The sequence below is a fragment of the Pseudomonas sp. RW3S2 genome, from assembly GCF_014268955.1.
Classification (GTDB): Bacteria; Pseudomonadota; Gammaproteobacteria; order Pseudomonadales; family Pseudomonadaceae; genus Aquipseudomonas; species Aquipseudomonas wayambapalatensis.
The window spans coordinates 132,929-156,006 of sequence record NZ_JABWRM010000005.1; the positions used below are offsets into that span (position 1 = coordinate 132,929).

The window sequence follows — 23,078 nt, forward strand, 5'->3', positions numbered from 1 at the left end:
GGCCGCTTGCCAGCCCACGGGACATGATGCACCCTTGCTCAACGCGCCGCCGCTTACCTGCGGCATACCGCGCCAACCGCCTTGTTCAAGCGAGTCTTCGATGAAAAGCCAACCCGATGCCGCCAGCCGTGTGGCGGCCGAGGTCGTGACGCAGTTACCCGTGCCCTCGCGGCTCGGGATGCTGCGTTTCGAGCGGCTGAACGAAGCCAGTTGGGCCATGCTCTACCTCGACCCGGGCTGCGATCGCCAGTTCGGCCTGCCCGCAGCCGAACTCTGTGCCCTGATCGGCTCGCCCTATGCCAGCCTCATGGAGCCTGAAGCGCGCTACAAGCTGCACGACGAGATCCAACTGCAGCTGGCGCGGCGCAACCACTACCGCGTGCGCTATACCCTGCACGCCGGCTCCGGGCCCCTGCGCTTGCTGGAGGTCGGCGAGGCCTACAAGCAGCACAACCGCCAACTGCTGCGCGGCTACCTCACGGTGCTGGACGACCAGGCAGAAGAAATCCCGAGCCAGGACGCAAACGATCTCGAGTCACGCAACAGCCGCCTGCAACTGGCCCTGCAACTCAACCAGCGCGCCCAACAGGAGCAACTCGAGCACCTGGAGCGGGTGCGTGCCCAGCAGGACCTGATCCTGCGCCTGGCACGCCAGCGCTACAGCGCCAGCAACTCGCTGCTCGAAGCGGCCGAACTGATCACCCGCAGCGCCTGCGAAATCTACAAGCTCGACTGCGCCAGCATCTGGTACCTCAACGAGCAACGCCTGGAACCGATCACCGCCTGGTTCCAGCACGAGCAGGCCCACCGCCTGCCGCAGCCGATCGACGCCAGCCACTACCCGGATTACCTCGACGCCCTGCACGCCAGCCGCGCCATCGACGCCCACAACGCCAGCCATGACCCACGCACCCGGGACATGGTCCAGGGCCTGCTCAGCACCGCCGACAATGCCATGCTCGATGCCAGCATCCGCGTCGACGGCCAGGTGGTCGGCGTGCTCTGCCTGGAGCAGACCGGCCAGCCGCGGGCCTGGCAGTCCGACGAAATCGCCTTTGCCGGCGAGCTGGCCGACCAGTTCGCCCAGGTCATCACCAACCACAACCGCCGCACCGCCACCAGCGCCCTGCACCTGTTCCAGCGTGCGGTAGAGCAGAGCGCCAGCGCCTTCCTGCTGGTCAATCGCGACGGGGTGGTGGAGTACGTCAACCCAAGCTTCACCGCCATTACCCAGTACAGCACCGACGAAGTGCAGGGCCACCACCTGGCCGAGCTGCCGGCACTGGAAAACCTCAGCCAGATCCTGTTCGACTCACCGTCGAGCCTGGCCATGGGCAACAGCTGGCAAGGTGAATTCAAGAGCCGGCGCAAGAGCCTGGAACCCTACTGGGGCCAGTTGTCGATTTCCAAGGTGTATGGCGACAACCGCGAGTTGACCCACTACATCGGCATCTACGAAGACGTCACCCAGAGCAAGCTTGCCCAGCAACGCATCGAGCGCCTGGCCTACACCGACAACCTCACCAGCCTGGGCAACCGCCCGGCGTTCATCCGCAGCCTCGACGAACGCTTCGCCCGCGACGGCGACAGCCCGATCTGCCTGCTGCTGGTCGACATCGATAACTTCAAGCGCATCAACGACAGCCTCGGTCACCAGACCGGCGACAAGCTGCTGATCAGCCTGGCCCGCCGTCTGCGCAACAGCCTGAGCAGCGGTGGCAGCCTGGCGCGCTTTGCCAGCAACGAGTTCGCCGTGCTGCTGGACGACACCGGCCTCGAAGACGGCCAGAACATCGCCCAGCAGTTGCTGCGCACCCTCGACAAGCCCATGTTCGTCGACAACCAGCTGATCAACGTCACCGCCTCCGTGGGCCTGGCCTGTGCGCCCCTGCACGGCGCCGACCCGCAGACCCTGATGAAGAACGCAGGCCTGGCCCTGCACAAGGCCAAGGCCAACGGCAAGCATCAGGTCCAGGTGTTCACCGAAGTGCTCAACGCCGAGGCCAGCTACAAGCTGTTCGTCGAGAACAACCTGCGCCGGGCCCTGACCCAGAACGAGCTGGAGGTCTTCTACCAACCCAAGCTGTGCCTGCGCAGCGGTCGCCTGTTGGGCCTGGAGGCGCTGCTGCGCTGGAACCACCCCGAGCGCGGCATGATCCGCCCCGACCAGTTCATCAGCGTGGCCGAAGAGACCGGCCTGATCATCCCCATCGGTAAATGGGTGGTGCGCCAGTCGTGCCGCATGAGCCAGGAGCTGCGCGAGGCCGGCATGGGCAATCTGCACGTGGCGATCAACCTGTCGCCCAAGCAGTTCTCCGACCCCGAGCTGGTCAGCTCGATCGGTGCCATTCTCAAGGAAGAAGCGCTGCCCCCGCATCTGCTGGAACTGGAGCTGACCGAGGGCCTGCTGCTGGAGGCCACCGAAGACACCCGGCGCCAGCTCGACGAGCTCAAGCAGCTGGGTCTGACCCTGGCCATGGATGACTTCGGTACGGGCTATTCATCGCTGAGCTACCTGAAGAAGTTTCCCATCGACATCATCAAGATCGATCGCAGCTTCATCAGCGAGATTCCCGCCAACCAGGACGACATGGAGATCACCTCGGCGGTGGTGGCCATGGCCCACAACCTCAAGCTCAAGGTGGTCGCCGAAGGCATCGAGACCTCCGAACAGCTGGCGTTCCTGCGTCGCCACCGCTGCGACGTCGGCCAGGGCTACCTGTTCGACCGGCCGATCCCCGGGCGCGAGCTGGTCGACAAGCTCAGGCGCTACCCGCGCGGGCCGGTGGCCTGACAGGCGCGTAAACCTCGGGCACTATAGGGGCCATGTGGGCCTCTTCGCGGGCAAGCCCGCTCCCACAGCAACCCCTGTAGGAGCGGGCTTGCCCGCGAACAAGCCACAACCGCTCCCACTGTCAGACAGAGGAACAATCATGGTCCTGCGCTCGGAAATCCTCGTGAACAAAAACGTCCTGCCCACCGCGGAACAGGCCCTGCCTGGCCGCGAAACCCCCATGACCCTGCCCGAATTCCACTACGTGTTCGAAGGCACCCCGTTGCTCGGCCCATTCTTCGAAGGCAGCATCGACTTCGCCATCTTTGGCCTGGGCTGCTTCTGGGGCGCCGAACGACGTTTCTGGCAGCGTGAAGGCGTGGTCAGCACCGTGGTCGGCTACGCCGGCGGTTTCACCCCCAACCCGACCTACGAAGAGGTCTGTTCGGGCCTGACCGGCCACACCGAAGTGGTGCTGGTGGTGTTCGACAAGGACAAGGTCAGCTACCGCGAACTGCTGGCGATGTTCTGGGAACTGCACAACCCGACCCAGGGCATGCGCCAGGGCAACGACATCGGCACCCAGTACCGTTCGGCCATCTATTGCACCTCGCCGGAGCAACTGGAGCAGGCCAAGGCCAGCCGCGATGCCTTCCAGGCCGAGCTGAGCAAGGCCGGTTTCGGCGAGATCACCACCGAGATCGACCAGGCGCCGACCGTCTACTTCGCCGAGGCCTACCACCAGCAGTACCTGGCCAAGAACCCCGGAGGCTACTGCGGCATCGGTGGCACCGGCGTGTGCCTGCCCCCCAGCCTGCAGGGTAACTGACCCATGATCCTGTTCCATTCGCCGCTGTCGCCGTTCGTGCGCAAGGTCATGGTGGTGTTGCACGAGACCGGCCAGCTGGCCCGCGTGACCCTGCAACCCGTCAACATCAGCCCGGTGAGCGGTGACGAGCAGCTCAACCAGGACAATCCGATCGGCAAGATCCCGGCCCTGCGCCTGGACGACGGCAGCGTGCTGCACGACAGCCGGGTGATCTGCGAGTACCTCGACACCCAGCACGTCGGTAACCCGCTGGTTCCCCGCGAGGGCTCGGCGCGCTGGCGGCGCCTGACCCTGGCCTCCCAGGCCGATGCGATCATGGATGCGGCGGTGTCGAGCCGCTATGAAAGCTTCCTGCGTCCTGAAGACAAGCGCTGGGATGGCTGGCTGCAGGCGCAGTCAGAGAAGATCCGCCGAGGCCTGGCGGATCTTGAGCAGCATCACCTGGCAGAGATCGCCTCCGGCTTCGACATCGCCTCGATCGGCGTGGCCTGCGCGCTGGGCTACCTGGACCTGCGCCAGCCGGAATTCGGGTGGCGTGAGCAACAGCCTGGGCTGGCTGCATGGTATGCCCAGGTGTGCCAGCGGCCATCGATGCTGGCTACAGTGCCGGTAGCCTGAAGCCCCCGTTCACGGGCAAGTCGGAGCGCCGACTTGCCCGTGAATGCCTCAACCCGACCTGGCAGGAAACAACATCCCCACCCGAACCGCCAACCAGCGCCCGATCGCCTTGTCCTCCCTCATGCCACCCTCCCCACTCGCGACCAGTCCAGCCGCCGGGTCAGCACCATGAACACCCCGAGCAAGCCAAAACACAGCAGCGAGCCCATCAGCAGCGCATAGTCCTCGGCACTCAGCAGCCCGTAGAGCAGGCCATACAGCGCCGCCAACCCCAGCGCAAAACCCGCCCCGCGCACCGGGCTGTGCAGCACATGGCTCAAGTAGAAGCCGATCAGCAGCACACAGGCCGCCGCCGACAAGCCGTACGCCAAGCCGAAACCCAGGTGTTCCGACAGTGACAGCAGCAACAGATAGAACAGCGCCAGCGCCGCCCCCACCAGCATGTACTGCATCGGGTGCACGCTGAGGTTCTTCAACACCTCGAACAGGAAGAAGCCGGCAAAGGTCAGCGCGATGAACAGCAGCGCGTACTTGATCGCACGTTCGCTCTTGAGGTACTGGTCCACCGGATCGACGAAGCTCACACCAAAGGTGCGCCCACTGAAATCCGCGCACTTGTCCGCACCGGCACATTGGCGCAGCGCGTCTTCCAGGTTGGTGGCAAAGAACGAGGTCTGCCAGCGCGCAGTGAAGCCCTGGGCATCGATCTCACGGCTGGCCGGCAAGTAGTTGCCGATGAAGCTCGGATGGGGCCAGTTGGCGCGCATCTCGACCCGGCTGCTGCGCCCCACTGGCAGTACATGGAGTTGTCCGGTGCCCTGCAGCGCCAGGTCGAAGGCATAACTGAACTCGCGGGCAGCCTGGCCATCCAGCCCCGGCAGAGCGACGCGCACGCCACCGGCCATCCAGTCCAGGCCGGTGCCTGCTTCGAACGGCAGGCGCTGATCGTCGAGGCTCAGTTCCAAGGCGTTCTCGATGCCACGAATATCGCTGATGCCCACGACCATGAACGGTTTGTCGAACCGGTAGTCGTCGTAGTCCTTGTCGATACCCCAGCGCTCGGGCAGCTTGAAGCGGCCACTGACATGGTTCTTGGCATGGAACAACCGCGCCTGGTAGATGCCACGGGCGCGCAGCTCGGTATCGACCTGGCTGGCGACCTCGAAGGTTTCCGGCAGGAAGTACAGGTGGCCGCTGACAGTGCTGGTTTCCTGCACACTCTTGCCGTCCTTGTCGATCCAGCGGCGCTGGTACTTGCGGTACGGCACCACCAGCAGCGGGCCGCTGATCTGCTGGTCGAAGCTCGAGCTCTGGGCGATGTCCTGCAGCACGCTATCGCGCGCGGCCTGGCGTTCATCGATCAGGCCACCGATCATCAACAGAGGGATCAATAACAGCAGCATCAGCAGGACGATCATGCCGAGCTTGAAACTCAGGGGCTTGTTCATGGGGCGTTGGCTCCGGTTGTGATGGGCGCAGGTTGCGCCCATCACATGGAGACAATGGGGAGGGTTTGTGCAGATTGTGTGGAGATGGCGAGCCGGTCTCGAATCCGGCGCCGGAATCAGCCCATGCGCCGCGCAGGCAGCCACAGCCTGACCCGCACCCCGCCGTCGACGTTATCGACCGCCAGCGCTCCACCATGCAGCTGCATCACTTCGTCGACAAAGTTGAGCCCAAGCCCGGTGCTCTTGCGTCCGGTCCCTGGCCGCGGCAAGGAATAGAAGCGCTCGCTGACCCGCTCGATGGCGTAATCCGGAATCGCCTCCCCCTGGTTGAACAGGCTCAACGCAACCCGTTCGCCCTCCTGCACCCACTCGAACGACAACGTGCCGCCGGCCGGCGTGAAGTCGAGTGCGTTGTCCACCAGGTTCGCCAGCGCCTGGCGCAACAGGAAGGGGTCGCACAGCAACAACACACCACCCGGCACCTGTTGCCGGATCTGCAATCCGGCACTATCGATCCGCGCCGCATACCCGTGCAGCAACTCGTCGAGCAGTGCCGCAAGCGGCACCTGCTGCTCATCCTCCAGCGCCTGCATCTGCTCGACCCGCGCCAGGTTGAGCAAGCGCTCGATCATCTGCTGCAAACGCTCGCTCTCACGCTCGATATTGCTGGCAAAACGCGCCCGCTGCTCATCCGGCATCGGCCCCTGCAACAGCTCGGAAGCCCCGCGAATCGCCGCCAGTGGGCTCTTCAGCTCATGGGTGAGGGTATGCACATAGCGCTCGACATACGCCTTGCCCTCCAACTGCGTGCGCATGCGCTCCACCGCCGTGGCCAGTTGCAGCAGTTCGCCGCCCTTGTAGTGCGGCAGCGCCGCGCGCTCGCCCTCACTCACCGCCTGGGCGTAGCGGGTGAGGCGGCGCAACGACCGCGCCAGCCACCAGGACAGCGCCGCGCCCACCAGCAGCCCGAGCACGATCAAGCCCAGGCCGAGCGTCAGCAAACGTTGCTCGGAGCGGTCGATATAGGGTTGCAGCGAACTGTTGGGCTTGGCCACCGTCACCACACCGATGACCTGGCCGTTATCCATGATCGGTGCCGCCACATGCATCACCGAGGTGCTTTCGTCGTCCGGATCGCTGCGGGTCGAACGCGCGCCATACTGGCCGCGCAGGGTCAGGTAGACGTCGTTCCAGCGCGAGTAATCCTTGCCCAGTGCCTGGCCACTGGAGTCGAGCAGGACGATGCCTTGGGCGTCGGTGACATAGATCCGGTGACTGACCTGGTTTTTCGCCAGCCCCCAGATATCGGCACCCGGGCGGCGCTGCCCGTAGGATTCGAGCACTTGCGGCAGACGACTTTGCCCAAGCGTGCCGGCCTTGACGTCATCGTGAAGGATTTCTGCCAACAGGTTGGCGGTGTCCACCAGGGTTTCCTCGGAAGACTGGCGCACCACCGGGCGAATCTGTTCGCGCACGGTATTGAGCAGGAAGTAACCCGACAACCCGACGAACAGGAAGTACACCAGAAAGATCCGGATCCCCAGGCGCATCAGGCGTGGTCCGGGCTGTAGCTGTAGCCCAGGCCGCGATGGGTCTGGATCGGCTCGGCGTCGGCCACGACCTGGCGCAGCTTGGCGCGCAGGCTCTTGATGTGGCTGTCGACGGTACGCTCGTAACCGGCATCGGAGGACACGCCCAGGCCGTCGAGCAGTTGCTCGCGGCTGAACACCCGCCGCGGTTGCTCGAGCAGGCAGTGCAACAGGCGAAACTCATGGCGGGTGAGTGTCAGCGCCTGGCCCCGGTAGAGAATGCGCATACCCCGCGTATCGACTTCGAACGGCCGGGCTTCGCCCACCGCCTCGCCCCGGGGCGCCATGCGCTTGAGGATCGCCCGCACCCGCGCAGCCACTTCGCGCGGGCTGAACGGCTTGACCACATAGTCGTCGGCACCGATTTCCAAGCCTACGACCCGGTCGATCTCACCATCGCGGGCACTGAGGAACATCACCGGCACCTCGCTGAAGCGGCGCAGCTGGCGACAGGTTTCGAAGCCGCTGATATCGGGCAGGCCGATGTCGAGGATGACCAGGTCGGCCGGACGCTGGCGCATCTGATCGAGCGCGGCGCTGCCCAGGTTCACCCAGGTGGTAGTATGGCCGTCGGCCTGGAGGGCGTAGACCAGGGTGTCGGCGATGGCGGATTCGTCTTCGACGATGAGGATGTGGGGCATGGGTGAGGCTCTGAGGGTCTGGTCGTCGATTGTCCGACCGGGCCCTACCGCCGGACAAGCCCACTCCCACAATTGCAGGTTGACGCTGCACCTGCGGGAGCGAGCTTTGCCTGCGAGAGGCCAGCCCGGACGATCAGCAGTCCGGTTTGTCTGCGGTATAGCGCCGCGCCGGGTTCACCGCCGCCTTGAACTCACGCAGCGCCTTGGCGCCGATCAGCAGCGGGTAGTTGAAGTTGCTGCGGTCGGTCAGGTTGACCTCCACCGTGCGCTTGACGTCGCCCAGGCACAGCTCCAGGTCCACCACCGGGCGGCGGGCGGCCTCGGCCGGTTCGTCCTCGTCGTCTTCATCGCCCGAGCGGGCCTTGATCTTGCTGATGCGCGCCACCTTGTGCTCGTAGACCTTGCCGTCGGCGTTCTTGGTCGCCAGGCGGAATCGCACCCACTCCTCGCCGTCGCGGGTGAAGGTCTCGATATCCTTGGCCGACAGCGAAGCGGTCAGCGCGCCAGTATCCATCTTGGCCTTGAGGGTCTGGCCGATCTCGGGGAGCTTGATGTACTCGTAGCGGCCATAGAGTGTCGGCTCGGCGGCCATCACCGGCAGCGCCAGCAGTGACAGGAGGGCAAGCAGTGGTTTCACGGGAAACATTCCTTGAGATGAGACAGTGCTTAGACTACGCGGGCAGGATAGGTTCGTTGTCATAGCCTATCCAACATAATGTGAAACATTTGTGCCTTCCATTGGGCACTGGACGTTTGGCGTAGGCCCCCGCCCTGCTTATCATTGCCAACCGCAAATTTCACACAACAAGAGTCTCCTTATGCGTCGCCTGCTGACCGGCATTCTCACAACAGCCCTGCTGCTGCTCAACACCCTGGTGCTGATCGGGCCGCTGCTGGTCTTCGCCCTGCTCAAGCTGGTGCTGCCCGGCCGTGGCCGCGACTATGCCTCCTGGGCGGTGATGTGGATCGCCGAGACCTGGTCGGAAATCGACAAGGCCATCTTCGCCCTGTGCATCCCCACGCAATGGGACATCCGTGGCATCGAGAACCTGAACCCGAACACCTCCTACCTGTGCATCAGCAACCACCAGAGCTGGGTCGACATTCCCGCACTGATCGAAAGCCTCAACCGCCGGGTGCCGTTCTTCAAGTTCTTCCTCAAGAAGGAGCTGATCTGGGTGCCGCTGCTGGGCCTGGCCTGGTGGGCGCTGGACTACCCCTTCATGAAGCGCTACAGCAAGGCCTTCCTCGACAAGCACCCCGAACTCAAGGGCAAGGACCTGGAAATCACCAAGGCTGCCTGTGAGCTGTTCAAGCGCCAGCCGGTGACCGTGGTCAACTACCTTGAAGGCACGCGCTTCACCGAAGCCAAGCGCGCACAACAGCAGTCGCCGTACCGCCACCTGCTCAAGCCCAAGGCTGGCGGCGTGGCCTTCGTGCTCGCCGCACTGGGCGAGCAACTCGATGCCCTGCTCGATGTGACCATCGTCTACCCCGGCAACAAGGCGCCGGGCTTCTGGGACCTGCTCAATGGCAGCATCAGCCGGGTGACCATCGACATTCAGGTGCGTGAGCTGGACCGCACCCTGTGTGAAGGCGACTACGAGAGCGATCCGGCGTTCCGGCAGCAGGTTCAGGCGTGGGTGAACCAGTTGTGGGAAGACAAGGATCAACGCATCGAGCAGCTGCGCGCCGAGATGCGCTGAGCATGATCTCTGCGTATTCGCGGATCTGACCGCGAATACGCGTCCAGATGCTCGATTAAAATCCATATTTATAATTGAGATAAGCAACTCTTTGTTTGTCATCGTCCAGTCGCCTGGATAAAAATCGATCTACACAATTACAAAAAGCCAGGATCGATCGATGGCCCACACACCCTCCTCTTCCGCCGAGGCGCCAGCACCACAACTGCGCCGCGTGCTCGGCCTCCCCGCACTGGTGTTCTTCGGCCTGGTGTACATGGTCCCGCTGACCATCTTCACCACCTACGGCATCGTCACCGAGATCACGGGCGGGCGCACCGCAGGTGCCTATCTCGTCACCCTGCTGGCGATGCTGTTCACCGCCACGTCCTACAGCTTCATGGTCAAGCGTTTTCCGGTCGCAGGCTCGGCATACTCCTATACAAACCTCGCGTTCGGTCCGAATATCGGCTTCCTGGCCGGCTGGTCGTTGCTGCTCGACTACCTGTTCATCCCGATGATCAACTACCTGCTCATCGGCCTTTTCCTCAACCTCGCCTTCCCTGCCATCCCGGCCTGGGGCATCGTCCTGGCATCGATTGCCCTGGTCACCCTGCTCAACGTGATCGGCATCCACTCGGTGGCCAAGGCCAGCAACCTGATCGTCGGCGCGCAGATCGTCTTCATCGGGGTGTTCGTCGCCCTGTCCTATCAGAGCCTCGCCGGACAACCGGTAGAGATGCTGGCTCCGCTGCGGGGCGACGGCAGTGCCCCGGGCTTCGCGGCGCTGATGGCCGGGGCGGCGGTGCTGTGTCTTTCGTTCCTGGGCTTCGATGCGGTGTCGACACTGGCCGAGGAATGCAGGGACGCCCGTCGCGACGTACCGCGGGCGATCATCCTCACCACCCTGAGTGCCGGGCTGCTGTTCACCGTGCTCGCCTATGTCAGCCAGTTGGTGCTGCCAGGCAGCGCATTCAGCAACGTCGACGCCGCCGCCAACGAGGTGATGCTCAAGGCCGGCGGCCAGTTCCTCGCCAACTTCTTCACGGCCGCGTTCGTCGCCGGCAGCCTGGGCTCGGCACTGGCCTCCCAGGCGGCGGTGTCACGTATCCTCTTCACCATGGGCCGTGATGGCGTGCTGCCAAGGCGCACTTTCGGCCACCTGTCGCCACGCTTCGGCACACCGGTGTTCGCCATCGTGCTGGTCTCGGCCTTTTCGCTGCTGGCACTGGTGATCGATCTGGCGACCCTGGCATCGCTGATCAGCTTCGGTGCGCTGGTGGCGTTCTCGGTGGTGAACCTGGCAGTGGTGCGCACGCACCTGATCGACGAGCGTACCCATCGCACTCCAACAGGGCTGCTGCGCTATGGCTTGGTGCCATTGGTCGGGTTGGGGCTGACGCTGTGGTTGTGGACCAGCCTGTCGGCGTTGACCCTGGTGATTGGCCTGTGCTGGTTCGCCCTGGGGCTGGCTTACCTGGCGGTGCTGACGGCCGGCTTCCGGCGGCCGGTGCAACTGGTGGACTTTTCCGAGGCGGGGTAACGGCGTGTCCGCGCCGGCTTTTTCGCAGGCAAGCCCGCGAAAGGGCCGGCTGGCTGTCAGACCGATGGCACCGCACTTGCCGGGCTGCCCCACAGGCTGCCCAGGTTCTGCAGCAACGAACCGGCAATGCCCTGCTGCCCCAGGTACTGCAGGATCAACGGCGCGAACTGGCCGATCATGCCGGTATCCATGCCCAGCGCCTTGAAGGCGTTATCCAGGTCGTTGCGGTTCTCGACATTGCCCAGGGCATTGCTCAGCGCCGACGGGTGCTGGTTGTTCTGCCCCAGCAACTCGCCCAGCCCGTTGAGCCCGCCCAGGGCGTTGGCACCGGACAACAGGTCGAGACCGGGCACCGCCTTGGTCAACTGGCCGTAGTCGTCATTGCTCAGGTTGTTGCGCGCAAGGCCCAGCATGGCGCCAGCGCCGCCGACAGCCTGCTCGGGGGTGATCTTCAGTTCGCTGCCCAGGGTATTGAGCAGATTGGCCTGGGCAGCCGGCGCCTGGACCTGGCCTTTCGGGGTCTGCATGGCCGAGACAGCATTGGCGGCATCGTTGAGGTTGAAGGCGAACACCGGGCTTGCGGCCAGGGTCATCAGGGTTGCCAGGGTGAATGCTTTCATCGGGGGACCTCGTAGGCCGGGATGGCCTGGAAAACGAGGTGTTGGACTGGGGGCCCGGAGGTTTGTTCCTGCCGGGTGTCGGCAAGCAGCGAGCCCGCCCCACAGGCCTGTGGGAGCGGGCTCGTCCCGCGATTGGGCCGCAAAGCGGCCCCAAAAACCTCAGGCAGCGCTGAAGGTCCTGTGCGGATCGATCACGAATTTCTTCGGCACGCCCGCATCGAACTCACCGTACCCTTCCGGCGCCTGATCCAGGCTGATCACCTGCACGCCCACCACTTCGGCGATGTTGATCCGATCCCACATGATCGCCTGCATCAGCTGGCGGTTGTACTTCATGGTCGGGGTCTGGCCGGTGTGGAAGCTGTGCGACTTGGCCCAGCCCAGGCCGAAGCGGATGCTCAGCGCGCCGATCTTCGCCGCCGCGTCCACCGCGCCCGGGTCTTCGGTCACGTACAGGCCCGGAATGCCGATCTTGCCGGCCACACGGGTGACCTGCATCAGCGAGTTGAGCACGGTCGCCGGGGCTTCGTGCTTGGCACCTTCATGGCCGTGGCCGCGGGCTTCGAAGCCTACCGCATCGACGGCGCAGTCCACTTCCGGCTCGCCGAGGATGTCGATGATCTGCTCGTGCAGCGGGGTGTCCTTGGACAGGTCGACCACCTCGAAGCCCTGGGACTTGGCGTGGGCCAGGCGCAGCGGATTGAGGTCACCCACGATCACGCAGGCGGCGCCCAGCAGGCGTGCCGAAGCGGCAGCGGCCAGGCCGACCGGGCCGGCGCCTGCCACATAGACGGTGCTGCCCGGGCCGACGCCTGCGGTGACAGCACCGTGGTAGCCGGTGGGCAGGATGTCCGACAGGCAGGTCAGGTCACGGATCTTCTCCATGGCCTTGTCGCGGTCAGGCAGTTTCAGCAGGTTGAAGTCGGCGTACGGCACCAGCACGTATTCAGCCTGGCCGCCGGTCCAGTCACCCATGTCGACATAACCATAGGCACCGCCGGCACGGGCCGGGTTGACGGTCAGGCAGACGCCGGTGTGCATCTCCTTGCAGGAACGGCAGCGCCCGCAAGCAACGTTGAACGGCACCGACACCAGGTCGCCGATCTTCAGGCGCTCGACATCGCGGCCCAACTCGACGATTTCACCCGTGATCTCATGGCCGAGAACCAGGCCGACCTGAGCGGTGGTGCGGCCCCGGACCATGTGCTGGTCGGAACCGCAGATATTGGTGGAGACCACCTTGAGGATCACGCCGTGCTCGATCTTCTTGCCGCGCGGATCCTGCATCTTGGGGTAGTCGATCTTCTGCACCTCGACCTTGCCTGCGCCGAGATACACCACTCCACGATTACCAGACATGCTCTTACCTCGCTTGATTTGTATTTATGCAGCGGTGGTTGAAGCGCCGCCATCCCTGGGCGGCCTGTGTTACTGGAATGAGGGGAATTGTGGGCTTGATGGGGGATGTCGCAGTGACTGGATGCGACAGGGGATTATCTGTTTACGGCAGGTCGAAAGTGGTGAGGCCATTCGCGGGCAAGCCCGCTCCTACAGGGGATCGCATGCCTGAGAACGGCGCTGTGCCTGTAGGAGCGGGCTTGCCCGCGAAGAGGCCCGTGCAGACGTCAGAGAACGACAGTCCGGTTGGCATTGAGGAACACCCGTCGCTCGATGTGATACCCCACCGCCCGCGCCAGGGTCAGGCACTCGATATCGCGCCCCTTGGCGATCAGATCTTCAGGATAGTGGCTGTGATCGACCACCTCGACGCCCTGGGCAATGATCGGCCCTTCGTCGAGGTCGTTGTTGATGTAGTGCGCGGTCGCGCCGACCATCTTCACACCCTTGTTGTACGCCTGGTGATAGGGCTTGGCGCCCTTGAACCCCGGCAGCAGCGAGTGATGGATGTTGATCGCCCAGCCATCCAGGCGCCGGCACAGCTCTGGCGACAGCACCTGCATGTAGCGCGCGAGAATCACCAGCTCAGCGCCGGTTTCCTCGATCACCTTGAGCACCTTGCGCTCCTGGCCCGGCTTGTCGTTCGGGTCGAGCGCGAAGTGGTAGTAGGGAATCTTGTGCCAGTGCGCCAGCGGCTCCAGGTCGGGGTGGTTGGAGATCACTGCGACCACCTCCATGCCCAATTGGCCGATGCGCTGGCGATACAGCAGGTCGTTCAGGCAATGGTCGGCCTTGGACACCATGATCACCACCTTGGGGCGGTGATTGGGTGCCGTCAGCTCGAACGCCATGCCAAAGGCTTCACTGCGCTCGGCGAGCCCGGCACGGAAGGCATCTTCATCGAAACCGTCAGGTGCGCGGAATTCCACACGGATGAAGAAACGCCCCGACAGTCGGTCATCGAAGGAGTGATGCTCGGTGACGTAGCAGCGCTGCTCGAAGAGATGACGCGTGACCACATCGACCGTGCCGAGCATGCTCGGGCAGTCGGCGGTGAGAATCCAGGTGTCCGGTGCCCGACTCATGATCTGCGCTCCTTATGCCTCGATGGCCAGGCCGTACTCGGCCGATGCGTCCTGCAGCCACAGCCACCAGTAGTCGGAGAAGCTGCGGCGAATCACCAGCTCCCAGGTGTCTTCGGCAGTGCGGCGGATCACCAGTTGCGACTTGGCGAACACGGTGCCGACGGCCTTGCCCACCGGGAAGTTGTTCGGGTGTACATCATAGCTGGTGGATTTCATCAGCACGTCGCGCACGTTCGGGCCGCGCAGCTCGAGCAGGGTCTGCCCGCCACTGACATTGACCACCTGGACATGCTGGCCGTCGAGGGCATCGCGCAGCTTCTGCTCGACGCTGAACTCCTGGCCGCCCGGGACGATCAGCAGCCATTCATCGGGGCCGACCCACTGCAGCGACATGTCACTGTTGGCGACCACCGTCAGCGCCACCGGCAGCTCCAGGCCCAGGGCCTTGTGCACGGCGCCGGCGAACTGCGGATCGTGGCCATCACCACGGATCGTCAGGTGACCGAGGAATTTCTTCTCGCGCAGGGTGACGCCTGCGTTGTTGCGGCCCTTGCCGACCAGGCTGGCCAGGTCTGCGTGGTGCAGCGGCGACTGGGCCTTGGCATCGCTGCCGGGGTTTTGCTGGAAGACGTTGATAGCGCTCATTTCTTACCTGCCTTGAATTCTTGTGCCAGGAACGGCGCCGACCTGTAGGAGCGGGCTTGTCCCGCGATTGGGGCGCAGAGGCCACCATCGCAATCGCGGGGCAAGCCCGCTCCCACAGGGTCCGGCGTGGTCTTCCAATGCCTTAGACGTTCTGCCGCTCACCCTTCGGATCGAAGAACACCGAAGACACGATCTCTGCCTCGATCACGCTGCCGTCGGCCTGTGGCGAATAGACCCGCTCGCCGAGGCGCTTGAGGCCACCCTTGACCACGCCCATGGCGAACGAATAGCCCAGGGAGTTGGCCTTGTAGCTGGAGGTGACGTGACCGACCATGTCCATCGGGATCGGCTGCTTGGGATCGAACACCAGCTGGGCACCTTCAGGCAGCCACACGTTCGGGTCCACAGGCTTGAGGCCGACCAGTTGCTTGCGGTTCTCGCGGGTGGTGTCCTCGCGGTTCATGCCGCGCAGGCCGATCCACGAGAACGGCTTGTTGCGGCCCACGCACCAACTCATGTTCAGGTCGTCCGGGGTCATCGAGCCGTCGGTGTCCTGGCCGACGATGATGAAGCCCTTCTCGGCACGCAGCACGTGCATGGTCTCGGTGCCGTACGGCGTGAGGTTGTACTGCTTGCCCGCCTCGATGATCTTTTCCAGCACGCCCATGGCGTAGTTGGCCTGGACGTTGACCTCGTAAGACAGCTCGCCGGTGAACGAGATACGGAACACCCGCGCCGGCACCCCACCGACGTTGCCTTCCTTCCAGCTCATGAACGGGAAGGCGTCCTTGTCCAGGTCGATATCGCTGATCTGCTCCAGCAGCTTGCGGCTGTTGGGGCCGGACAGGGTCATGGTCGCCCAGTGGTCGGTGACCGAGGTGAAGTACACCTTCAGCTCCGGCCATTCGGTCTGGTGGTACAGCTCCAGCCACTGCAGCACACGGGCGGCGCCGCCAGTGGTGGTGGTCATGATGAAGTGGTTGTCGCCGACGCAGGCGGTCACACCGTCGTCGAAGACCATGCCGTCTTCCTTGCACATCAGGCCGTAGCGGGCCTTGCCCACATCGAGCTTGGTCCAGGCGTTGGTGTACACGCGGTTGAGGAACTCGCGCGCATCCGGGCCCTGGATGTCGATCTTGCCGAGCGTGGAAGCATCGAGCAGGCCCACGCTGTCACGCACCGCCTTGCACTCACGAGCCACGGCGGCGTGAATGTCTTCGCCAGGCTTGGGGAAGTACCACGGACGCTTCCACTGGCCGACATCCTCGAACTCGGCGTTGTTCTTCACGTGCCAGGCGTGCAGCGCGGTGAAGCGCACCGGCTCGAACAGGTGGCCACAGTGACGGCCCGCCACCGCGCCGAACGTGACCGGCGTGTAGTTGGGGCGGAACATGGTGGTGCCCATTTCCGGAATGGTGATACCCAGCGAGCGGGCGGCGATGGCCAGGCCGTTGATGTTGCCCAGCTTGCCCTGGTCGGTGCCGAAGCCCAGCGCGGTGTAGCGCTTGACGTGCTCGACCGACTCGAAGCCTTCGCGGGTGGCCAGCTCGATGGCGGCAGCAGTGACGTCGTTCTGCTGGTCGACGAACTGTTTCGGGGCGCGCGCAGTGCCTTTGTCGTGCGGCACCTGGAACAGCGCCACGGTGGCCTCTTCCTTGCGCTGCACGGTCTTGGGCAGGCTGCCGACGCTGGCCTTGAAGCCGGCCTCGGTGGCGGCGCGAACACCGCCTTCGAAACCATCGGCGAGGGTGTCGCCCAGCGCATAGACGCCGTTCACGCCACCGACGCACACACGCTTCTGCGGCGCGTCGCCCGGCACGAAGCCGAGGATATCGTCACGCCAGACAGGGCGCCCGCCCAGGTGCGAGGCCAGGTGCACCACCGGGCTGTAGCCCCCGGAAGTGGCAACCAGGTCGCATTCGAGCCATTCGCCAGGGCTGGTGACCTTGTGTGCAGGCACATCGATGGCCGCCACACGGGCACCGGTGACGTGCTTGCCGCCACGGGCTTCGATCACCGCGCTGGAGGTGAGGATGCGGATCCCCTTGGCACGCGCCTCCTCGACCAGCGAACCGCGCGGGTTGTGGCGCGCATCGGCGATGGCGACCACCTGCAGGCCGGCATCGTGCCAGTCCAGGGCGGTGCGGTAGGCATGGTCGTTGTTGGTCGACAGCACCAGCTTGCGGCCCGGCGCCACGCCATAACGGCGCACATAGGTGGAAACCGCTCCGGCCAGCATGTTGCCCGGCAGGTCGTTGTTGCCGTACACCAGCGGACGTTCGTGGGCGCCGGTAGCCAGCACCACACGCTTGGCCCGCACACGGTGCACGCGCTGGCGTACCTGGCCGATCGGCGCGCGGTCACCGAGGTGGTCGGTGAGGCGCTCGTGGATGGTCAGGAAGTTATGGTCGTGGTAACCGTTGACCGTGCTGCGCGGCAGCAGGGTGACTTCGGCCAGCCCCTGCAGCTCGGCAAGGGTCGCAGCCACCCAGTCGGCGGCCGGCTTGCCGTCGAGGGTCTCGCGGCTGTCGAGGAGGCTGCCGCCGAACTCTTCCTGTTCATCGGCCAGGATCACCCGCGCCCCGCTACGGCCGGCCGCCAGTGCAGCAGCCAGGCCTGCCGGGCCGGCACCGACGATCAGCACGTCGCAGTGCTGGTTCATGTAGTCGTAGCTGTCCGGGTCGTTCTGCAGCGGTGCACGGCCCAGGCCCGCCGCCTTGCGGATGTACTTCTCGTAGGTCATCCAGAACGACTTGGGATACATGAAGGTCTTGTAGTAGAACCCCGGCGGCATCATGTTGCCGCCGACCTTGCCGATGATGCCCATCACGTCGTTGTTGACGTTCGGCCAGCCGTTGGTGCTGCTGGCCACCAGGCCCGAATACAGCGCCTGCTGGGTGGCACGCACGTTGGGGATCTGGGTGGCTTCGCTGGAGCCGATCTGCAGGATAGCGTTCGGCTCTTCGGTACCGGCGGCGATGATCCCGCGCGGGCGCGAATACTTGAAGCTGCGCCCGACGATCTCGACACCGTTGGCCAGCAGCGCGGCGGCCAGGGTATCGCCGGCATAACCCTGGTAGGTCTTGCCGTTGAAGGTAAAGTTCAGAACCTTGCTGCGGTCGATGCGACCGCCGCTGGCGAGGCGATAGACCTGGCTCATACTTTTTCTCCCTGGCCCTTGGCGGTCGCCGGTGCGGCGCTTTGTCTGGATGCAGCGGTCACCTGAGGCTTCTCACCGATCTTGTAGGTTTCGAGAATCTCGTAGGTCACCGTGTCACGGGTCACGTTGAAGTACTGGCGGCAACCGGCGACGTGGTCCCACAGCTCGTGGTGGATACCGCGCGGGTTGTCGCGGAAGAACATGTAGGTGCCCCACTCTTCGTCGGAGCAGGTGTTCGGGTCCAGCGGGCGGGCGATGTGCGCCTGGCCTGAAGCGTGGAATTCTTCTTCGGAGCGCAGCTCGCCGCAGTGGGGACAGAAGATTTGCAACATGACGGTTGTCTCCGGGTCAGTGGGCGACGGCAGCAGCGCCGTGTTCGTCGATCAGCGCGCCGTTGTAGAAACGGTCGATGGAGAAAGGCGCGGCCAGTGGATGCATCTCGCCCTTGGCCAGGCTCGCCGCGAAGACGTTGCCCGAGCCCGGAGTGGCCTTGAAGCCGCCCGTGCCCCAACCGCAGTTGAAGAACATGTTCTTGACCGGGGTCTTGGAGATGATCGGGCACGCATCCGGGGTGGTGTCGACGATGCCGCCCCACTGGCGGTTCATGCGCACGCGCGACAGGATCGGGAACATCTCGACGATCGCCTGCAGGGTGTGCTCGATGATCGGGTACGAGCCACGCTGGCCATAACCGACCCAACCGTCGATGCCGGCGCCGATCACCAGGTCGCCCTTGTCGGACTGGCTGATGTAGCCGTGCACGGCGTTGGACATGATCACCGAGTCGATGATCGGCTTGATCGGCTCCGACACCAGTGCCTGCAGGGGGTGCGACTCCAGCGGCAGGCGGAAGCCGGCAAGCTTGGCCATGTGCCCGGAGTTACCGGCAGTGACCACGCCGACGCGCTTGGCACCGATGAAGCCCTTGTTGGTTTCCACACCGATCACCGCACCGTTCTCCTTGCGGAAACCAATGACTTCGGTCTGCTGGATCAGGTCCACACCCAGGGCGTCGGCGGCCCGGGCGAAGCCCCAGGCGACCGCATCGTGGCGGGCCACGCCGCCGCGACGCTGCACGGTGGCGCCCAGGATCGGGTAACGGGTGTTCTTCGAGCAGTCCAGGTACGGGATCTCGGCCGCGACCTGCTCGGTGAGGATCAGCTCGCCATCGACACCATTGAGGCGGTTGGCGTTGACCCGGCGCTCGGAATCGCGAATGTCCTGCAGGGTGTGGCACAGGTTGTAGACGCCGCGCTGGGAGAACATCACGTTGTAGTTGATGTCCTGCGACAGGCCTTCCCAGAGCTTCATGGCGTGTTCGTAGAGGTGCGCGGACTCATCCCACAGGTAGTTGGAACGCACGATGGTGGTGTTGCGCGCGGTGTTGCCACCGCCCAGGTAACCCTTCTCGACCACCGCGACGTTGGTGATGCCGTGTTCCTTGGCCAGGTAGTAAGCCGTGGCCAGGCCATGGCCGCCGCCGCCAACGATGACCACGTCGTAGACCTTCTTGGGGGTCGGCGTGCGCCACATGCGCTGCCAGTTCTCGTGGTGGCTGAGGGAGTGCTTGAGAAGGCCGAAGCCCGAATAGCGTTGCATGGTGTTCTACTCCACTCAGCGGTAGACCGGGAAGTCGGCGCACAGGGCGGCGACGTTCTTGGCGACATCGGCTTCGACGTCGGCGTCGCCCAGGTTGTCCAGCACATCGCAGATCCAGCCCGCCAGCGCCACGCACTGGGCAACCTTGAAGCCGCGGGTGGTGACGGCCGGGGTGCCGATGCGCAGGCCCGAGGTGACGAACGGCGACTGCGGGTCATTGGGCACAGCGTTCTTGTTGACGGTGATGTGGGCGCGGCCGAGGGCGGCGTCAGCATCCTTGCCGGTCAGGCCCTGGCGGATCAGGCTGACCAGGAACAGGTGGTTGTCGGTGCCGCCGGAAACCACGTCGTAACCACGCTCGATGAACACCTGGGCCATGGCCTGGGCGTTCTCGATGACCTGCTTCTGGTAGGTCTTGAATTCGGGCTCCAGCGCCTCCTTGAAGCACACTGCCTTGGCGGCGATCACATGCATCAGCGGGCCGCCCTGGGCGCCAGGGAACACGGCAGCGTTGAGCTTCTTCTCGATTTCTTCGTTGGACTTGGCCAGGATCAGGCCGCCACGCGGGCCACGCAGGGTCTTGTGGGTGGTGGTGGTGACCACGTCGGCAAAAGGAATCGGGTTCGGGTACAGGCCCGCAGCGACCAGACCGGCAACGTGGGCCATGTCGACGAACAGCAGCGCACCGACTTTATCGGCGATCTGGCGGAAGCGTGGGAAATCGAGGGTTTTCGAGTAGGCCGAGAAACCTGCGACGATCATCTTCGGCTTGTGCTCGACGGCGAGGCGCTCGACTTCGTCGTAGTCGATCAGGCCGGTATTGGTGTCGATTCCGTACTGAACAGCATTGTAAAGCTTGCCCGAGGACGACACCTTGGCACCGTGGGTGAGGTGGCCACCGTGGGCCAGGCTCATGCCCAGGATGGTGTCACCGGCCTGCAGCAGAGCGAGGTAGACCGCGCTGTTGGCCGAAGAGCCGGAGTGCGGCTGGACGTTGGCGTAATCGGCGCCGAACAGCTGCTTGGCGCGCTCGATGGCCAGTGCCTCGACCTTGTCGACGTGCTCGCAGCCACCATAGTAGCGCTTGCCCGGATAGCCTTCGGCGTACTTGTTGGTCAGGCCGCTGCCCTGGGCCTGCATGACGCGCTTGCTGGTGTAGTTCTCCGAGGCGATCAGCTCGATGTGATCTTCCTGGCGCTGTTCCTCGGCATTCATCGCCGCCAGCAGTGCATCGTCGTAACCCTGGATCTGGTCTTGCTTGCTGAACATCGTGTTTCTCCCGGCAGCGATCGCTTCTTGTCTGATGAGGGTCTTCTCACCCTTTGCGGCGATGGTATGACTGGGCCGGGGGGCACAGATGCCTGCGCGCGCCTTGCAATGGCGCGTTTACGACATTGGTGGTGTGTCAGTACCGGCCTCTTCGCGGGCAAGCCCGCTCCTACGGGGGCCGTGGTGAACCTTGTAGGAGCGGGCTTGCCCGCGAAGAGGCCGGCACTGACACCCCACACTCGGCTTGTATAGGCAACTGCTGAATCGATGGTTTAGAGTGCTGCCTTGCGTCGTAAAAAGGACAGGCGTCATGACCGATAACAACCAACAATTCGCCAGCGACAACTATTCCGGCATCTGCCCTGAAGCCTGGGCGGCGATGGAAAAGGCCAACCAGGGCCACGAACGCGCCTATGGCGACGATCAGTGGACCGAACGCGCCTCGGAATATTTCCGCAAGCTGTTCGAAACCGACTGCGAGGTGTTCTTCGCCTTCAACGGTACTGCCGCCAACTCCCTGGCGCTGGCCTCGCTGTGCCAGAGCTACCACAGCGTGATCTGCTCCGAGACCGCCCACGTCGAGACCGACGAATGCGGCGCGCCGGAGTTCTTTTCCAACGGCTCCAAGCTGCTGACCGCACGCAGCGTCAACGGCAAGCTGACCCCGGACTCGATCCGCGAGGTCGCGCTCAAACGCCAGGACATCCACTATCCCAAGCCGCGCGTGGTCACCATCACCCAGGCCACCGAAGTCGGCAGCGTGTATCGCCCCGACGAGCTCAAGGCAATCAGCGCCACCTGCAAGGAGCTGGGCCTGAACCTGCACATGGATGGCGCACGCTTCTCCAACGCCTGCGCTTTCCTCGGCTGTTCGCCGGCAGAGCTGACCTGGAAGGCGGGCATCGATGTGTTGTGCTTCGGTGGCACCAAGAACGGCATGGCGGTGGGCGAGGCGATCCTGTTCTTCAACCGCGACCTGGCCGAAGACTTCGACTACCGCTGCAAGCAGGCCGGGCAGCTGGCCTCGAAGATGCGCTTCCTGTCGGCGCCCTGGGTCGGGCTGCTGGAAGACAGCGCCTGGTTGCGTCACGCACAGCATGCCAACCACTGCGCGCAGTTGCTGGCTTCGCTGGTCAGTGACCTGCCGGGTGTCGAGCTGATGTTCCCGGTGGAAGCCAACGGGGTGTTCCTGCAACTACCGGAATTCGCCATCGAAGCCCTGCGCGGCAAGGGCTGGCGCTTCTACACCTTCATCGGTAGCGGTGGCGCGCGCTTCATGTGCTCGTGGGATACCGAAGAAGCGCGGGTGCGTGAGCTGGCGGCCGATATCCGCGTAATCATCGGCGGCTGATCGAAAGGCACTCGGCGAGAGCGGGCTGTTTGGGACCGGGCTTGTGGGGGCCCGACAAGCCCGCTCCTCCACTCAAGGTCATCAGCAAGACGTTGCCCTGCCTCAAGCCTGGATTCAGGCCTCGCCGATGGTCCGGGCGATAGCGTCCACCGCAGCATCCACCTTCGCCTGAGTGCGTTCGAGCGTCTGCGCGTGCTCGCGCTGCAACTCGATCTGCCTGGAGCACAGGTTCAAAGCTGCCAGCACCAGCAACTTGTCGCCGATCAATGTGGGGTAGTTGCGCTTGGTCTCGGCCAGAGCGACGTTGAGCATGCGCACGGCCTGCGAGAGCGTCTCTTCCTGGCCCTCGGGCGCCTTCAGCGAGTAGTCGGTGCCGAGAATGTTCACCACATTGATCGGCTGCGCTTGCAGTCTCATGCGCCTACGACACCTGCACTGGCACGCTCGACCAGCGCCTGGATACGTGCGGCGGTAGCGCCGTGCTTCTCTTCCTGCTCCATCAGCGACAGCTGCAGAGTCTCGTTCTCTTCCTTGGCCTGGGCCAGTTCCTGATCGAGCTTCTGGTTCTGCTCGGTCAGTTGTGTGTTCTTGTGCATCAGGTCGCCGACCAGTTGCTCCAGTTGATTCAGGGATGCTTCCAACATACGTCTATCTCGGTTGTTGCAAAGGGCGCACACGATAAAGAAAAGCTCGCGCCCCCGCCATTAAAAATCAGGTAAGGGAGGGTGTGTTCCGGCAGATTGACAGGCTTGCGGGCACCTTGTTCCGGCCTGGATCAACCGCCTGTCAGGAAGAACGAGTGTAAATCCTCGTTTAGCCCCCCAT

Annotated in this window: 20 protein-coding genes; 6 read left to right on the plus strand and 14 right to left on the minus strand. The window is 64.2% G+C overall.

Annotated features, from left to right (window positions below):
* Nucleotides 1-100 precede the first annotated feature (100 nt).
* The 3 genes from HU748_RS09210 to HU748_RS09220 all read left to right on the plus strand — a co-directional run bounded on the left by HU748_RS09210 (nucleotide 101) and on the right by HU748_RS09220 (nucleotide 4,220).
* Nucleotides 101-2,794, plus strand: a complete 2,694-nt coding sequence (locus HU748_RS09210) for a GGDEF and EAL domain-containing protein (RefSeq protein WP_186720152.1) — start codon at nucleotides 101-103, stop codon at nucleotides 2,792-2,794.
* 139 nt (nucleotides 2,795-2,933) lie between these two features.
* Complete coding sequence (gene msrA, locus HU748_RS09215) at nucleotides 2,934-3,602, plus strand: peptide-methionine (S)-S-oxide reductase MsrA (RefSeq protein WP_186720153.1); 669 nt, start codon at nucleotides 2,934-2,936, stop codon at nucleotides 3,600-3,602.
* A gap of 3 nt (nucleotides 3,603-3,605) precedes the next feature.
* Nucleotides 3,606-4,220, plus strand: a complete 615-nt coding sequence (locus HU748_RS09220; protein WP_186720154.1) for a glutathione S-transferase — start codon at nucleotides 3,606-3,608, stop codon at nucleotides 4,218-4,220.
* A gap of 119 nt (nucleotides 4,221-4,339) precedes the next feature.
* On the opposite strand, the gene creD is transcribed toward HU748_RS09220, so the two are convergent.
* The 4 genes from creD to HU748_RS09240 all read right to left on the minus strand — a co-directional run bounded on the left by creD (nucleotide 4,340) and on the right by HU748_RS09240 (nucleotide 8,535).
* Nucleotides 4,340-5,668 (minus strand): cell envelope integrity protein CreD, encoded by a 1,329-nt coding sequence (creD, locus tag HU748_RS09225; protein WP_186720155.1) that lies wholly within the window; start codon nucleotides 5,666-5,668, stop codon nucleotides 4,340-4,342.
* Nucleotides 5,669-5,784: 116 nt separating this feature from the next.
* Nucleotides 5,785-7,218, minus strand: a complete 1,434-nt coding sequence (gene creC, locus HU748_RS09230; RefSeq protein ID WP_186711522.1) for a two-component system sensor histidine kinase CreC — start codon at nucleotides 7,216-7,218, stop codon at nucleotides 5,785-5,787.
* On the minus strand, nucleotides 7,218-7,898 hold the full coding sequence (creB, locus tag HU748_RS09235; protein ID WP_186667481.1) for a two-component system response regulator CreB: 681 nt from the start codon (nucleotides 7,896-7,898) through the stop codon (nucleotides 7,218-7,220). The genes creC and creB overlap by 1 nt, the downstream gene beginning before the upstream one ends.
* A gap of 133 nt (nucleotides 7,899-8,031) precedes the next feature.
* Nucleotides 8,032-8,535 carry a RimK/LysX family protein gene (locus HU748_RS09240; RefSeq protein ID WP_186711520.1) on the minus strand — a complete coding sequence of 168 codons (504 nt, stop codon included), beginning with the start codon at nucleotides 8,533-8,535 and terminating at the stop codon, nucleotides 8,032-8,034.
* A 181-nt stretch (nucleotides 8,536-8,716) separates the two neighbouring features.
* On the opposite strand from HU748_RS09240, the gene HU748_RS09245 reads away from it, so the two are divergent.
* Nucleotides 8,717-9,604 (plus strand): acyltransferase, encoded by an 888-nt coding sequence (locus HU748_RS09245; RefSeq protein ID WP_186720162.1) that lies wholly within the window; start codon nucleotides 8,717-8,719, stop codon nucleotides 9,602-9,604.
* A gap of 160 nt (nucleotides 9,605-9,764) precedes the next feature.
* Nucleotides 9,765-11,126 (plus strand): APC family permease, encoded by a 1,362-nt coding sequence (locus HU748_RS09250; RefSeq protein ID WP_186711518.1) that lies wholly within the window; start codon nucleotides 9,765-9,767, stop codon nucleotides 11,124-11,126.
* Nucleotides 11,127-11,182: 56 nt separating this feature from the next.
* On the opposite strand, the gene HU748_RS09255 is transcribed toward HU748_RS09250, so the two are convergent.
* The 8 genes from HU748_RS09255 to HU748_RS09290 form a co-directional block, all read right to left on the minus strand.
* Nucleotides 11,183-11,746 carry a DUF2780 domain-containing protein gene (locus tag HU748_RS09255; protein ID WP_186720164.1) on the minus strand — a complete coding sequence of 188 codons (564 nt, stop codon included), beginning with the start codon at nucleotides 11,744-11,746 and terminating at the stop codon, nucleotides 11,183-11,185.
* A gap of 159 nt (nucleotides 11,747-11,905) precedes the next feature.
* Nucleotides 11,906-13,105: a formaldehyde dehydrogenase, glutathione-independent gene (gene fdhA, locus HU748_RS09260; protein WP_054892154.1), complete on the minus strand. Its 1,200-nt coding sequence runs from the start codon at nucleotides 13,103-13,105 to the stop codon at nucleotides 11,906-11,908.
* 266 nt (nucleotides 13,106-13,371) lie between these two features.
* Entirely contained in the window at nucleotides 13,372-14,229 is an 858-nt protein-coding gene (gene purU, locus HU748_RS09265) for a formyltetrahydrofolate deformylase (protein ID WP_186667476.1), read from the minus strand.
* Between the two features lie 12 nt (nucleotides 14,230-14,241).
* Nucleotides 14,242-14,874: a sarcosine oxidase subunit gamma family protein gene (gene soxG / locus HU748_RS09270; RefSeq protein ID WP_186667475.1), complete on the minus strand. Its 633-nt coding sequence runs from the start codon at nucleotides 14,872-14,874 to the stop codon at nucleotides 14,242-14,244.
* Between the two features lie 142 nt (nucleotides 14,875-15,016).
* Nucleotides 15,017-18,034 (minus strand): sarcosine oxidase subunit alpha, encoded by a 3,018-nt coding sequence (locus tag HU748_RS09275; RefSeq protein ID WP_186667474.1) that lies wholly within the window; start codon nucleotides 18,032-18,034, stop codon nucleotides 15,017-15,019.
* A complete protein-coding gene (locus HU748_RS09280; RefSeq protein ID WP_186667473.1) occupies nucleotides 18,031-18,366 on the minus strand; it encodes a sarcosine oxidase subunit delta in 336 nt (111 codons plus the stop codon). The genes HU748_RS09275 and HU748_RS09280 overlap by 4 nt, the downstream gene beginning before the upstream one ends.
* Before the next feature lie 16 nt (nucleotides 18,367-18,382).
* The gene (locus tag HU748_RS09285; RefSeq protein WP_186720166.1) at nucleotides 18,383-19,633 is read right to left on the minus strand and encodes a sarcosine oxidase subunit beta family protein; all 1,251 of its coding nucleotides are present in this window, start codon (nucleotides 19,631-19,633) and stop codon (nucleotides 18,383-18,385) included.
* Between the two features lie 15 nt (nucleotides 19,634-19,648).
* Nucleotides 19,649-20,902, minus strand: coding sequence for a serine hydroxymethyltransferase (locus HU748_RS09290; protein ID WP_063542290.1), 1,254 nt, complete (start codon nucleotides 20,900-20,902; stop codon nucleotides 19,649-19,651).
* A 310-nt stretch (nucleotides 20,903-21,212) separates the two neighbouring features.
* Here HU748_RS09290 and HU748_RS09295 point away from each other — a divergent pair, with 310 nt between their 5' ends.
* The gene (locus HU748_RS09295; RefSeq protein ID WP_186667472.1) at nucleotides 21,213-22,253 is read left to right on the plus strand and encodes a low specificity L-threonine aldolase; all 1,041 of its coding nucleotides are present in this window, start codon (nucleotides 21,213-21,215) and stop codon (nucleotides 22,251-22,253) included.
* Nucleotides 22,254-22,367: 114 nt separating this feature from the next.
* Here HU748_RS09295 and HU748_RS09300 read toward each other — a convergent pair whose 3' ends face one another.
* Together HU748_RS09300 and HU748_RS09305 are read right to left on the minus strand one after the other, a co-directional pair.
* On the minus strand, nucleotides 22,368-22,670 hold the full coding sequence (locus tag HU748_RS09300; protein ID WP_186667471.1) for a cell division protein ZapA: 303 nt from the start codon (nucleotides 22,668-22,670) through the stop codon (nucleotides 22,368-22,370).
* Nucleotides 22,667-22,897 carry a hypothetical protein gene (locus tag HU748_RS09305; RefSeq protein WP_186667470.1) on the minus strand — a complete coding sequence of 77 codons (231 nt, stop codon included), beginning with the start codon at nucleotides 22,895-22,897 and terminating at the stop codon, nucleotides 22,667-22,669. The genes HU748_RS09300 and HU748_RS09305 overlap by 4 nt, the downstream gene beginning before the upstream one ends.
* Nucleotides 22,898-23,078 lie beyond the last annotated feature (181 nt).

Excerpts from the sequence above, each read along its gene's own strand:
- HU748_RS09285 (WP_186720166.1), bottom strand. The coding sequence starts at position 19,633 with ATGCAACGCTATTCGGGCTTCGGCCTTCTCAAGCACTCCCTCAGCCAC.
- HU748_RS09290 (WP_063542290.1), bottom strand. The coding sequence starts at position 20,902 with ATGTTCAGCAAGCAAGACCAGATCCAGGGTTACGACGATGCACTGCTG.
- HU748_RS09295 (WP_186667472.1), top strand. The coding sequence starts at position 21,213 with ATGACCGATAACAACCAACAATTCGCCAGCGACAACTATTCCGGCATC.
- msrA (WP_186720153.1), top strand. The coding sequence starts at position 2,934 with ATGGTCCTGCGCTCGGAAATCCTCGTGAACAAAAACGTCCTGCCCACC.
- soxG (WP_186667475.1), bottom strand. The coding sequence starts at position 14,874 with ATGAGCGCTATCAACGTCTTCCAGCAAAACCCCGGCAGCGATGCCAAG.
- creC (WP_186711522.1), bottom strand. The coding sequence starts at position 7,218 with ATGCGCCTGGGGATCCGGATCTTTCTGGTGTACTTCCTGTTCGTCGGG.
- HU748_RS09245 (WP_186720162.1), top strand. The coding sequence starts at position 8,717 with ATGCGTCGCCTGCTGACCGGCATTCTCACAACAGCCCTGCTGCTGCTC.
- HU748_RS09275 (WP_186667474.1), bottom strand. The coding sequence starts at position 18,034 with ATGAGCCAGGTCTATCGCCTCGCCAGCGGCGGTCGCATCGACCGCAGC.
- HU748_RS09255 (WP_186720164.1), bottom strand. The coding sequence starts at position 11,746 with ATGAAAGCATTCACCCTGGCAACCCTGATGACCCTGGCCGCAAGCCCG.
- fdhA (WP_054892154.1), bottom strand. The coding sequence starts at position 13,105 with ATGTCTGGTAATCGTGGAGTGGTGTATCTCGGCGCAGGCAAGGTCGAG.
- HU748_RS09210 (WP_186720152.1), top strand. The coding sequence starts at position 101 with ATGAAAAGCCAACCCGATGCCGCCAGCCGTGTGGCGGCCGAGGTCGTG.
- creB (WP_186667481.1), bottom strand. The coding sequence starts at position 7,898 with ATGCCCCACATCCTCATCGTCGAAGACGAATCCGCCATCGCCGACACC.
- HU748_RS09300 (WP_186667471.1), bottom strand. The coding sequence starts at position 22,670 with ATGAGACTGCAAGCGCAGCCGATCAATGTGGTGAACATTCTCGGCACC.
- purU (WP_186667476.1), bottom strand. The coding sequence starts at position 14,229 with ATGAGTCGGGCACCGGACACCTGGATTCTCACCGCCGACTGCCCGAGC.
- HU748_RS09305 (WP_186667470.1), bottom strand. The coding sequence starts at position 22,897 with ATGTTGGAAGCATCCCTGAATCAACTGGAGCAACTGGTCGGCGACCTG.
- HU748_RS09250 (WP_186711518.1), top strand. The coding sequence starts at position 9,765 with ATGGCCCACACACCCTCCTCTTCCGCCGAGGCGCCAGCACCACAACTG.
- HU748_RS09280 (WP_186667473.1), bottom strand. The coding sequence starts at position 18,366 with ATGTTGCAAATCTTCTGTCCCCACTGCGGCGAGCTGCGCTCCGAAGAA.
- HU748_RS09220 (WP_186720154.1), top strand. The coding sequence starts at position 3,606 with ATGATCCTGTTCCATTCGCCGCTGTCGCCGTTCGTGCGCAAGGTCATG.
- creD (WP_186720155.1), bottom strand. The coding sequence starts at position 5,668 with ATGAACAAGCCCCTGAGTTTCAAGCTCGGCATGATCGTCCTGCTGATG.